Origin of the sequence: Nocardia sp. NPDC023733, from assembly GCF_040639775.1 — a bacterium.
GTDB classification, from domain to species: Bacteria; Actinomycetota; Actinomycetes; order Mycobacteriales; family Mycobacteriaceae; genus Nocardia; species Nocardia rosealba.
On sequence record NZ_JBFAAN010000005.1, the window covers coordinates 43,555 to 55,128 of the forward strand.

Consider the following 11,574-nt stretch of genomic DNA (forward strand, 5'->3'; position numbering starts at 1 on the left):
GCACACCCGCGGTTGCGCCAAGAGTCAACTGTATGACTTGCGTTCATCCCTGATCGCACGAATGACCGCGGCGATCCGAGCATTGACCATCGAGATCAACTGAGCTGAATCCGCAGGGATCGCTGTGGAACTCGGTTCCGGAGTCACCGCGTATCGGCCGTCGTCTTCTAGATCCCGCCACTGGAGCCAGCGCTCGGTGATGCCGCGTGGTCCGAATTCCGAGTGGCCTTGCACCACACCTATCGATCCGACGGATGCTGTCGGCATCGCGAGAAACTTGCTGGAACGAACCTTCGTCCGCTCATCGAAATCGTCCTCCACGAACGAGCGGCCGTAGTCGTATTCGACATCGGTCACGGCAGTCTCGATCAACGGAATCTCCGGCATCTTCCCGGCCTCGGCCGGGGGCAACGCGCTGACGATGATGTCCGCCAGCTTCAGCGGATCACATTCGGTCACCGTGAACCCGCCGCTGTGCATATACGTCTCGCCGGGCAATTGGGTGATCAGATAGCCGCGATTCGCGCGGCGCAACGCCAACATCCTGACCCGGCCGTCGGCGCGATGGGGGTCGCGCGAATCCAGACCGTTGACCACGATCCGGATATCTGGCTGGGTCAGTGCTTCGAGGACGTTCTTGAACGAGTTGTCCAGCTTGGTGCTCAAACCCTCACCAACTTCCCGTTTCTCACGCAAGTAGTCGTAATACATGGGGGTCCTACTGATGAATACGAGTGGATGAGGGAGCGTGCCGGCTTCACCGAGCGACTCCCAGATCACCACGAGCTCCAGATCGGTGAGCTGCCACGTCCGGCTCATCGTTCCACCACCGGCCGAACCACGACCGGTGCGTCGCCAAGTGCTTCATCGAGATTCTCAGTCGAATTCAGATACTGCGGGCGCTTGTGCTCTTTGCCCTGGCCTTGTCCCTGCCCAGCGGCGGCGGGGCTCATGCCCGGTGCGCCGGCCGCACCGGTGGCCCCAGCCGCGATCCCGGCACGACTCACCATGGCGTCGGCCGTCGTGATCGCTGCTGCGCGAGGGAACAATCGGGACTGGGTCGCATCTCGAGTCAGTGGAGCCGCCGCGGCCGCTCCGCCCCCAAGACCGGCTCGGGAGCCACCGCCACCACCGCCACCGCCGGCCGACGTGGGAAGTCCCGCAAGTCCGGTGGGTGCCACACCGTTCAGCGCACTGTTCTCCTGAGCCGTTTCGACACCCTCCTGAGCGGCCTGCAAGCTCTCTTCGGCCGCCTGCTGCGCAGCCTCCAGTCCTTGCTCGAGAGCGCTCGAGGCATCCTCGGTCGCATCCTGCGCGGCTTCCTGCGCGCTGTTCGCTGCGTCTTCGAGGGATGAGGTGTCCGCAGAATCCGTGGCGGATGACAGGAGATTCTGGGCGGCCTCCGACGCGCTTTCGAGAGCGGAGGTCAGGTCACCGGTATCGGGCGTTGTCGGCGTCGTCGGTGTTTCCGGTGTCGTTGGAGTAGTGGGGGTTTCAGGCGTGGTGAGTTGAGGAGTGCCGCCGCCTCCTCCATTTGCGCCCGCGCCACCTCCGGTATTCGCGCCGGGTACAGCGGCAGGTGCCGGTACCTCCGGTGCGGCCTCCTGCGGTGGGAGAGCAAGACCTGCTCTGCTCTTCGGCGACTTCAAAGTCAAGAGTTCCGAATTGTACCGAATGATACCGGCGATGTAGTAGGCATCGCAGTCCTCTTGTATGTACTTCAGTCTGCTTTCAGTTTTTCCACTCTTGTCTTGTTCAGCTGGATCCTGCGGCGTAGTCGGCATGCGCACTCGTGTCTCTCTGAGAGACGATGCCAAGTCGTAAAGTCGGCTGCTGACGTACTTCATATTGAGCGTCAGACCTTCGGTATCGGCGGTGTAGTCTTCGATGGCTTTCAACGCCGCATCTGCCCCGGCACCGGTCCAGCCCGACCGCATTTTCGGGCCATCGGAGCGGAACAGGGCGAAGCCGTTGGCCAGTTGGTTTGCCATCCACTCCCAATTCTCCGCCGCGAATGCGATCGTCCCCGCATTTATGCTTTCGCCGAGCTGGTAGAAGGAAACCCAGGGTTCGGAGAAGGCGTTCTCGGGTGGCACCGCGCGGGTGTCCGACGGAGGTTTGTGGTCACTACCGAGATTGCGTCTCTTCCTGTCCAGCAGTGGCCCATACGTCTGAACCTCGGGCTTCACCGTCTTGGCTGGATAACCGAGCTCGGGTGTCTTGCGTGGTACTCCTGGAACAGGCACGTCGTAGGACGGCCGGTACGAGTCCGGAAGGAAAGGTTTCGGTGTGGTGGGTCGGCCTGCGGTGGTGGTGTTCAAGATGTCCTTGAACGCGTCAGTCGACTGGTTTTCGGCCTTTGCGTAAGCGAGACCGGCAGCCTTGAATGTATCGGCCATCGCATTGACGATATCGACGTGCGACTGCACTATTCGATCGAGATTGTCGGCCTGGGTGGAGAATTCCATCGCCAGCTTGGTTCCTGACCAAAAGATAGAGCTCGGGCCTGCGAACGGCTTGAGATTGTTCACATTCGGAATGTGCTGCTTGACGAGCAGTAGATATCCGAGGAGTTGGTTGCAAGAGTTCAACGCAGTGGCTGTCACCGATGAGTTGAACATCAGCGCATCGCTCGGTAATTGCGCTTTGGCTTGTAGCTCTCGCCAGTCGGTCACGCCAGCTCCCCTCGAGTGCTTCTTTTGGCTTCGGAGTTGGTCGTGCGACGGTAGCGATCATGTCTCCCCCCGCCTGTCCTGTCCCCCCGGTAGCCCGTCTTGCGTTGGCGAGCTACCTCTGGGGATTATGCCGCTCTGGCGGGGTGAGTGCCACAGGGCAGGTGGTTTCGGCATCGGCGCCGTGCGCTGGCGTCCGTAGGGGACACGGGGCAGGATCGGGTAGCTACATCTGGATGCCGAGTGGAGTGGGGAGGGTAACCGAGGTGAGCGAACGGGGAGTCCGTGCAGCGTCGGACGCTGAGGGTACTGGGGGCAGGCTGCTCGGTTCCACCGACATCGGATTCCAGCTCGGGGTGACGCCTGCGGACGACGAGAAGGCGGTGAACCGCCCAGCCGCAAACGGCGTCGACTCGGTGCTCGGTTCACAGGGGGCGTCGATTTCGGACGAGCTCGGTTCGGATACTGCGGGAGTCGGTCGTCCGGTGTTGTCGGCTCGGGAGCCACTGGCGGACACATTGATTCGTCGGCTCGGCGAGGTCGGTCCAGCGGGGTGGAGGAGGCTCGAGGCATCTGTCGCATTGGCTGGTGGCACGGGTGTGGCGAGAGTCGACTGGTTCGACCGGGAAGGTCGGGCGGTGCGTTCCGAGGTGCCGGAGGATGTGCTCGATCTGATTCGCGAGCAACGCGTGCGCGAAATCGGTTCGCTCCGTGGGCCGTGGTGGCGGATGGTCGTGCGGGCGTCGGCGGACGGGCGTTCCGAGGTCGAGTACGACTACGGCGACGAACCGTTTCCGGGTGATCAGTTGCTGACTCCCGATGCGTATCTTGCGGATCTGCAGGCGTTTCCGCGCGCCCGAGTCCCGGTGTGGTTGGCGGCCTATGTGCGGCAGGAGGATTCGCAGCGACGCTCGGCGCGGCAGGCGGCTGCGCGGGCGCGTTCGGTAGGGGTGGCTTCGGCGCGAGAGGTGGAGGGGCTGCCTGGGTTGGCGGCGGTGTGGGGACGGTGGGCAGTGCTCTCGGCCGCGTTCGTCGCGGGTGAGTCGGAGCGGGGGCCTCGGGTGTTCCCGTCGATGGGGATCTTCGAGGGGGATGGGCGTAGCGGGTCGACGTTGTATCTGCTGCCGGGGGACCGTGCCGTGTTGTCCGGCGGTGTCTGGGGGGCTCCGGATCTGGAGGTGGCGTACAACAGCACCGGAGTGCTTCCGGACTACTACGCGGGTGCGCCCGAGTGGGTGGCCAACCAGGTACTCAATCCCCGTGCGGCGAATGGGCTCTTGTCGTTCTGCTTCTGGTGGGATCGCGGGAAGTGGTATCGGGGCGAGTCGGCCGAGGTCGGGCAGTTGGCTGTCGCGATGCCGGGGATCCGGACTGCCGAGGAGGTCGTGGACGCCGTGTGTGCCGCTGGTTCCGCCGATGCGCCGTGGTCCGCTGCGGCGGTCTTGGTCGCGGCGGCGGAGGTGGGGGCGGTCACCCGCGATCTCCTGAAGGATGCTTTGGGTTCAGTCGGCGATGTCGACGGCGCGTGGTATCAGCTTTCGCTGGCGGGACTGGTCGACGCGCGCGGGTAGTCGCCGATGAACTCCCGAAGTGAATGACTCGCTGCGCGAGAATCGAAAATCCCGCCGACAAAATGTCGGACATGATCAGCGGTCATCATTTCGGCACTTGTCGAATGCCATGAACTCTTTTCAGGTATTGCGACCCGTCGGCTCGACCGTTTTGCCGCCGATAGTGGCAGAAAGACGAAGATCTATGGTGTTTTCGGCGCCGAGATGGTAGTTGTAACAACAGGTTTGGAGTCTCGTCGGTAGATGACGAGATGGAAGGGGGGAATCGTGGTCGATTCCATGGACGAGTTGGTCGATCGAGTGCAGCGACAGGTCTATCGTATGCGCGATCTGCATGACCAACTCACGCGGATCAGGGAGCGCGAGGCGTCCGAGGACGATGCGATGACGGTCGAGGTCGACGGAAATGGTGCGATGACGGCGCTGGAATTCTCCGCCGCCGTCACCCGCATGACGCCCGACGGCTTCGAATCCGCCCTTGTCGCTACCGCCGCCGCGGCCGCGGCCAGCGCTTTTGCGCGCCGCGCGCAGTTGATCGAGGAGTTCAACGCCGAGGTCGCGCGGTAATGTCTCGTTAACTTTCGAGCTCCTTATGATTCCCTTAAGCCTTGTAGCACAACATTTTTCAGCAATGTATGCTGATGTCGACCATCAAATATTCTGGAGGGGACGATGGCCGTTCTGATTCGTACCGATACCGCGGCGATTTCTTCTTATGGTGCCGCCAACGCTGCTATGGCTACGCAGGTGGCGGCCGCCGGCGCTGCCGATGCCGGCGCATCGATGGCGGCCGCGGTGCCGATCTTCGGTTTGATCGGGCAGGATTTTCTTGCCGCGTTCGCTGTCGCACAGGGCAACAACCTGGCATCGGTAACCGAGATCGCGGCGGTGCATGCGGGTACTGCCCTGGTATCGGCGCAAACTGTCGGCGCGGTTCAGCTCGACGAGCAGATCGGCGCCGCCGCAATGAATTCCGTCAGGTCGCGCTGACTTTTGGTCGAATTCGTAACCGCTGCGAACTATTTCGGAGCGGGATTTTCGTTCGCAATTAGGAGCAGTGGCAATGGGGATTGATACAAACGCTTCTGTCGGGGGTGAATCGAGCGAGATCCGGTTCGATTCGGTCGCGGCAACCAACGCGGCCGCGCAGCTGGATGCGCTGGCTCAGCGGCTCGAAAACGATCTGCGTCTCGAACAGCACGCACTTTCTCCCGCGCCGGCGGGCAGTGACGCGGTGTCTGTGCGGGCCGCGCAGACGCTCACCACCGTCGGTGAATCGTTTCAGCGCAACCTGATCGACGGGGTGCTCGAGCTACGCAAGATCGCCGCGAACCTGCGCGCCCAGTCCGATCGGGTTGTGCAGAACGAGGAAATCAGTGCCGACGAGTTCCGTTCGCGGAACGTCTGACGGGACTCGCTGATGCTCGAACCGGCACCCCCGGGTTTCACCGGCCAGGTCTGGGAGGCGAAGTCGCCTCAGGATCTTTCCCGGGACTTGTCCACCGGGGCAGGCGCACGGACCCCGGCCGAGACAGGATTGGCGTGGGCGCGGCTCGGCGCCGGTCTCGGACTCGCGGTGGTGGAATTCGAGAAGATTCTCGGCGGTATCGACGGTGCGTGGCAGTCCGACGGAGCCAGAGCAACGGTCGAGAAGATTTCCGCGCTGCGGCATTGGTTCCTCGACATGGCGACCGCCGCCGCGTCGAACGCCGCGCAAGCGGAAGCACACGCCGCCGCCCATCAGGTGGCCAGGTTGGCGATGCCTGACGCAGGCGCGATCGCCGCGATCCAGTCCGCACAGCAGGCATTGGAAGCGGTGAGTGCCACCCTCGGCGCGCCGATGCTGGCGAAGGCCGCGCAGATCGACGGAGAAGCCGACCTCGCCAAGGCGACAGCCGCGCGGGTGATGCGGACCTACGAGCTCGTCACCGAGCCGTTGGCGACACCATGGGAACAGCCGCAGCCGCCGGTCATCGCGACAGCCGACGCGTTGCACGCTGAAACAACCACGGCGACAACGACACCCACCTCGACCGGCAGCATCGCCATGCCGCTCGGCCTCGGCGCACTGTCGGTTCCGATGCGGCAGACGGCATATCGTGGCCGGATGGTTGCCGCCGGGGTGACCTCGGTCGCCGCACCGGTGACTACTGCTCAGCCCGTCACCGTGCCGCAGGGTTCGGTGCCGATGGCACCGGGCGCCATAGCGGCGTCGAAGGCGGAAGAAGAGCACACGAGCCGGGCAGGTCTGTTGTCGGCGGGCGAGGGTGATTTCGTCGACGCCGGAGTGCAAGCCGCGCCCGCCGTGCTCGGTGGTTCCGCGGCCAACGTGCAGCAGGCAGCCGCACCGGCGCAGGAGGCGAGCGCGTGACGACTCTGACCACCGACGGGCTGCTGACGCTGACCGATCGGCTCGGCGTGCAGACATTGCCCACCGTGCTCGCGGTATGGCCGCGGTGGGAGACATACGACGAACTGCTGAAAGCACGCGAAGATGCGTCCGTCGAGCTGAAAGCCGATGGTTCGATCGACGCCTACGGCGAGGTCGCGCTCGAGCTGAGCGACGCGCTGACCGCACTCGCCAATCCAGAACGCGAGTTGGTCGTCCGTGTCTACGGCGAGGGCGAAACCGTGCGGATGTGTCTGGTCCGGCGTGGCGAGCACCATGCGTTCGCGATCCGGCGCGGTGACCACTTCGAGATCAGCTCGATCTGGAGCGACGGATCGGGGGCCGCGCTCGCGCGCCCGATCCTGGACGCTCTCGGCCGCTGTGACGCCGCCCAGGTGGCGAGTTTCAGCGCACCGGCGGCCGAGGTCGCCGAACGACTCGACGGTGCGACGGAGTCATCCGACTACGCCGACGCGGTATACGCCCTCGGAGTGCAGGGACGTGACGCCACGGCATACGGGTTGGCATTTGGTTCGTGCCGTTCATACGCCGAAATCGTTGCCTATGCGCACGAGGACGGCGCCACCACAAGTTCTCCGGGAGCCGTTGTCGTCTACGACACCGCGCAGGGCCGCATCGCGGCCGCTCCCGGTTCAGCCCCGGACCAGCAGGCGTGGTCGACCGTCACGCCTGGGACCGATCACCGGGTCGCGCAGGCGATTGCGGGGTTGGTCGAATCTCTGCCGGGGGGGAGGTGGATGCCCAGCTAGATCAGGGTTTCTCCACCAGAAGTAGAAGCCGGTGCTGCCGAATTCGGCGAATCGGTCCGGAAGGTCCGGAACACTTTCAGGAAGGTGCCTTTCATGGCTCAGTTTCAGGATGAAGTGAAGGCTGTCGCGGCAGCCAATGTAATGGAGACCTCTATCGCGTCCGTCCGTCGGACGTTGCAGGAGATCACGTCGTCTATCGAAGCGTCACGGCCCGGCTGGGTGGGTGACGCGCAGACTCAGTTCGACAAGGTGTCCACCCAGTGGAACCAGGAGTCCGCGGATCTGAACCAGAAGCTCGATGCGATCCACGAGGCAGTTCAGAGCGGCACCCAGGGCCTGTCGCAGATGAACCAGGCCAACGCCGCAGAGTTCACAGTTCTCAAAGTCTAATCGCAAACTTTATAAACGGAGGCAATCATGTCCGAACAGCTTTATAACCCGACTTACATCAACCCGCTGATCACTTCGCTTCGTGACGAGGTCACGAAGCTGAACACCGTCGCGGGCGAGATGGAGCACGGCTACACCGAGATGCAGAACGCCTGGATCGATCCGAATTCCGGCGAGACCAGTGAGTCCTTCACCGGTTTCAACACCGTGTACCAGGTCTGGAAGACCGACTTCAGCGACACCGCGGCTCAGCTGACCGACCTGGCGAACAAGGTGGAGACCGCGCTGCAGAACGCGACCACCACCGACCAGAAGGTCGGTGACTGGTTCATCCAGTAGCGGCCATCGGCTAGGCACCCCTTTCGAACAACCGAAAGGGGTGCCTAGCCATATCGGCGACTACTGTGCACCGGTTCGAATAGTTCATTGGAGGAACAGTGCCTGCCCAGCTGACCACCCGCGCGCAGGTCAACGGCTACCGCTTCTTATTGCGCAGGCTGGACCATGCCCTGATCCGGCGTGATGTGCGAATGCTGCACGACCCCATGCGTTCTCAGTTGCGCTCACTGGTGGCCGGTGCGATCCTCGCACTGCTGATCGTCGCCGGGGCGGCGATCATGGCGTTTCTGCGGCCGCAGGGCGCGATCGGCGATGCGAATATCGTCATGGGGAAGGACAGTGGTGCGCTCTATGTTGTTGTCCGGGACAACAACAAGAACATCACCGCGCTTCATCCGGTGCTGAATCTGGCGTCGGCCCGGTTGATCACCGGGAGTAGTGAAACGCCTACTTCGGTGAAGGATCGCAAGCTGGATTCGGCGCCACGCGGGCCTATTCTCGGCTTGCCAGGTGCGCCGGGGGCGCTGCCTGGTTCGAAGCAGAGCGAACGTTCGGATTGGACGCTGTGCGACACGGTGCAGCTGTCCAAGTCGGGTAGCGCGATTTCCTCGCCCGGTGTGGTGACCACGTTGGTTGCCGGTCGGCCGCACGTGAACGCGGTGATCCGCGAGGCGGATCCGGCGGCGACGCTGCTGGTGAGCCGGGGTGACAAGACCTACCTGATCTACGACGGCAAGCGCGCCGAGATCGACACGAAGAACACGGCGATCGCACGGACGCTGCGGCTTTCGGAGTATCAGCCTCGGGCGGTGAGCACCGGGCTGCTCGATGCCGCGCGGGAGGTGCCCGTGTTGACCCCGCCGAACATCGCGCTGGCCGGTCAGCCGGGGCCGGGCAGGTTGAGCGACGTGCCGATCGGTGGCGTGATCAAGGTGTCCACCGCGGAGGGGGAAGCGCTGTATGTCGTGCAGGCCGGTGGCGTGCAGCGGATCTCGCCGTTCACCGCGCAGGTGATCAGGAACGCGAATTCCCAAGGGATGTCGGAAATCAAATCGATGCCGCCGGACATCCTCGATGGCATGGCGACGGTGTCGGGACTGCCGGTGAACGAGTTCCCCGACGAGATTCCGAAGATTCTCACGGCGGAGGACGCTCCGGTGGCCTGCCTGTCGTGGACTAAGGCGAAGGCGATCCCGACCAAAGCCCCGGATGCCACCGAGGCGCCCGCCGACCGGGCCGTTGTCACGCTGCTGGCCGGTACCCGGTTGCCGCTCCCGGACTCGGCGAAGGCGGTGACCGTGGCCACCTCGGACGGCACCGGAGACCGGATCGACGGTGCGTACATCCCGCCGTCGTCCGGCGAGTTCCTCCAGATCACGGGAATCAGCTCGGGCAGCCCGCGACGTGGCAGTTTGTTCTACGTCGCCGACAACGGAATCCGTTACGGCATCCCCGATCTCGATACCGCCGAAGTCCTCGGCCTCGGACGTACCCCGAAGCTGGCTCCGTGGGAGATCGTCGGCCAGCTCGTGCCGGGAGCGACGCTGTCCAAGCAGTCGGCTCTCACGAAATACGACTCCCTGCCCACCGGCAGCTGAGCCCGTCGACACAACAGAGCCCGTCCAGCCGACCCGGCCGGACGGGCTCTGTTGTCTGCAGGGGACCGCTCAGGCCCCGAGGTAGTACTGCTCGGTGGGCGTGGTGACCAAGGTGGCGGTAGCCTTCGAGGCCGGGGTATGCACGGTGATCGTGGTGGCTGACCGAGGATCCTGGATGATGGTGACATCGACTTCCGGCCTCGGTACCGAGGTGAATTCGCGGGCGATATTCACAACGGTCGCCGATCCGGGAGGTGCGGAGGCCGGAACACCGTCGAACACGATGACGATCGCGGGCGCGTGTGGTCCGCCGCCGGCGGGCGTCACCCGGGCACCCGCATTGCGCGGTGCCAACGTAAGAGCGTTCGGCGCACCGACATTGGCGACCATCGTGTGCCACGCGGCCGGACGATCCGTGTGGACGATCGCACCGGCTCCGAGCGCGATCGCGCGCAGAATCACTTGCTGGGCCAGATAGAGGTTGCCGACGATCTCGATCCGGCGGCTGCCGACACCGACCAGCGGAATGGCGACGCCCCGGCCCGAGCTGTCGGCACCGATCAGCTGCCCGCATCCGGTGGTGGGGATGCTGAGGTCGGCGAGCGCGTCGAGCCCACCCCGATAGCCCACCGCCCCGGTGTCGCGGCTGCCGATCGGCAGGCTGTCGGCCAGGGCCCAGAGCTGACGGCGGGGCAGCGGTCGCAGGCCCGCCAGCGGTACTTCCTCGAATTCGGTATAGGTGTCGTAGCGAACTCGCGCGTCCACTTCGATCATCCTGCGCCGCTGCCCGAGTCGGGCTCGGGTGTCGTCGCCGGAGAGCAGCCGTACCATCACCGTTGTCGCCAGACTCGGCACCGCCCACACCCGCGCGAAGCCGTCGGCGGTGATGAGTTCGTCGCCGATCTGGTAGCTCGTCAGAAATACGTCGGCTTGCTCCAGGGTGTCGGGGCGTTCGTCGAACTGGTCGATAGCGATGCCGCGACTGAGTTCCCTGATCGCGACGCTCATGTCGGCCGAGGTCAGAATCGCGGCCTTGATGCCGTTGGTCGCGAGCCGGTTGGTCACCCGCAGGGTCGCGATGATGGCCGCGCGCAGCGTGCCTTCGTGTCCGCTGCCCCGGTTGGCGATGGCCTCGGCGTTGGCCAACGGATCGAGGCGGAGCACGATCCACATGGTGCGCTGGGCGATGGCGGGCAACGGGCCGAGGATCTGGTCGTACATGCGGCCCAGCGGTGCCACCTGGGCGGCGTACCCGGTGAGCACGGCGTCGGTGCTCGTGGTCCGGGTCCCGGTGCTCACCACATCGATGGAGTCGAGCGCGATATCGAATTGCCGTAGGCAATGGGCGATTTCGGTGAGCGGCAGCACCTGATCGGTGCTGAGCGAACCACGGTCGAGCAGGGTCAGCGTGTCCGGCGGCGAGTCCACGCGCAGCATGGTGACCAGGCATCGGCCGTCCCAGCGCACACCGGCGCTGCCGCCGTCGGGTAGTGGAACGTCGAAGGTCGAATCCTGTTCGATGATGGTGCGGGTGCGCCGGCGCCACCGGTAGTGGACCCAGGCGCCGATCCGCAGACCGATCGGCACCCCGCGCACCGGAGCGAATCCGCAGGCGGCCACCACGAGGCAGACGATCATCGTCGCCCACCACGGCGCGTCGAGCGCGATCGAGATCAGCGACGCCGCGACCTCGATGAGGGCCATCGGGATGACCAAACCCAGTGGTAGGTGCCGAAACAACCAGAACTCCTGCGAGCTCAACCCGGCGGTGCCGGGCTCCTCGGGTTCCGGCTCCTGGGATGTCCGGTCTTCTGACAGCTGCTGAATACTCACCGATCTCCCCCG

12 protein-coding genes are annotated in these 11,574 nt (G+C 64.5%); 9 read left to right on the forward strand and 3 right to left on the reverse strand.

Features of this window, described 5'->3' with window-relative positions; all coding sequences use genetic code 11:
* Positions 1–24 precede the first annotated feature (24 nt).
* Both AB0F86_RS20500 and AB0F86_RS20505 read right to left on the reverse strand, forming a co-directional pair.
* Positions 25–819 (reverse strand): ESX secretion-associated protein EspG, encoded by a 795-nt coding sequence (locus AB0F86_RS20500; RefSeq protein ID WP_356984992.1) that lies wholly within the window; start codon positions 817–819, stop codon positions 25–27.
* Positions 816–2,675 (reverse strand): hypothetical protein, encoded by a 1,860-nt coding sequence (locus tag AB0F86_RS20505; protein ID WP_356984991.1) that lies wholly within the window; start codon positions 2,673–2,675, stop codon positions 816–818. Before AB0F86_RS20505 ends, AB0F86_RS20500 begins: the two co-directional genes overlap by 4 nt.
* 635 nt (positions 2,676–3,310) lie before the next feature.
* On the opposite strand from AB0F86_RS20505, the gene AB0F86_RS20510 reads away from it, so the two are divergent.
* The 9 genes from AB0F86_RS20510 to eccB all read left to right on the forward strand — a co-directional run bounded on the left by AB0F86_RS20510 (position 3,311) and on the right by eccB (position 9,729).
* Complete coding sequence (locus tag AB0F86_RS20510) at positions 3,311–4,243, forward strand: hypothetical protein (RefSeq protein WP_356984990.1); 933 nt, start codon at positions 3,311–3,313, stop codon at positions 4,241–4,243.
* Positions 4,244–4,510: 267 nt separating this feature from the next.
* Positions 4,511–4,810, forward strand: a complete 300-nt coding sequence (locus tag AB0F86_RS20515) for a YbaB/EbfC family DNA-binding protein (protein WP_181699430.1) — start codon at positions 4,511–4,513, stop codon at positions 4,808–4,810.
* A 105-nt stretch (positions 4,811–4,915) separates the two neighbouring features.
* Complete coding sequence (locus AB0F86_RS20520; protein ID WP_356984989.1) at positions 4,916–5,233, forward strand: hypothetical protein; 318 nt, start codon at positions 4,916–4,918, stop codon at positions 5,231–5,233.
* Positions 5,234–5,306: 73 nt separating this feature from the next.
* Positions 5,307–5,651, forward strand: a complete 345-nt coding sequence (locus AB0F86_RS20525) for a PE family protein (RefSeq protein ID WP_356984988.1) — start codon at positions 5,307–5,309, stop codon at positions 5,649–5,651.
* Positions 5,652–5,663: 12 nt separating this feature from the next.
* Positions 5,664–6,614, forward strand: a complete 951-nt coding sequence (locus AB0F86_RS20530; protein ID WP_356984987.1) for a PPE domain-containing protein — start codon at positions 5,664–5,666, stop codon at positions 6,612–6,614.
* Positions 6,611–7,402: an ESX secretion-associated protein EspG gene (locus tag AB0F86_RS20535; RefSeq protein ID WP_356984986.1), complete on the forward strand. Its 792-nt coding sequence runs from the start codon at positions 6,611–6,613 to the stop codon at positions 7,400–7,402. Before AB0F86_RS20530 ends, AB0F86_RS20535 begins: the two co-directional genes overlap by 4 nt.
* Positions 7,403–7,495: 93 nt before the next feature.
* Entirely contained in the window at positions 7,496–7,792 is a 297-nt protein-coding gene (locus AB0F86_RS20540) for a WXG100 family type VII secretion target (protein WP_181699421.1), read from the forward strand.
* A gap of 27 nt (positions 7,793–7,819) precedes the next feature.
* Positions 7,820–8,131, forward strand: coding sequence for a hypothetical protein (locus AB0F86_RS20545; protein ID WP_181699419.1), 312 nt, complete (start codon positions 7,820–7,822; stop codon positions 8,129–8,131).
* Between the two features lie 98 nt (positions 8,132–8,229).
* Positions 8,230–9,729 (forward strand): type VII secretion protein EccB, encoded by a 1,500-nt coding sequence (gene eccB, locus AB0F86_RS20550; protein WP_356984985.1) that lies wholly within the window; start codon positions 8,230–8,232, stop codon positions 9,727–9,729.
* A 69-nt stretch (positions 9,730–9,798) separates the two neighbouring features.
* Here eccB and eccE read toward each other — a convergent pair whose 3' ends face one another.
* Positions 9,799–11,562 (reverse strand): type VII secretion protein EccE, encoded by a 1,764-nt coding sequence (eccE, locus tag AB0F86_RS20555; protein ID WP_356984984.1) that lies wholly within the window; start codon positions 11,560–11,562, stop codon positions 9,799–9,801.
* Between the last annotated feature and the right edge of the window lie 12 nt (positions 11,563–11,574).

What these genes read in the sequence shown, in the direction of transcription:
- AB0F86_RS20500 (WP_356984992.1), bottom strand. Translation starts at nt 819, where the DNA reads ATGAGCCGGACGTGGCAGCTCACCGATCTGGAGCTCGTGGTGATCTGG.
- AB0F86_RS20520 (WP_356984989.1), top strand. Translation starts at nt 4,916, where the DNA reads ATGGCCGTTCTGATTCGTACCGATACCGCGGCGATTTCTTCTTATGGT.
- AB0F86_RS20525 (WP_356984988.1), top strand. Translation starts at nt 5,307, where the DNA reads ATGGGGATTGATACAAACGCTTCTGTCGGGGGTGAATCGAGCGAGATC.
- AB0F86_RS20530 (WP_356984987.1), top strand. Translation starts at nt 5,664, where the DNA reads ATGCTCGAACCGGCACCCCCGGGTTTCACCGGCCAGGTCTGGGAGGCG.
- AB0F86_RS20540 (WP_181699421.1), top strand. Translation starts at nt 7,496, where the DNA reads ATGGCTCAGTTTCAGGATGAAGTGAAGGCTGTCGCGGCAGCCAATGTA.
- AB0F86_RS20545 (WP_181699419.1), top strand. Translation starts at nt 7,820, where the DNA reads ATGTCCGAACAGCTTTATAACCCGACTTACATCAACCCGCTGATCACT.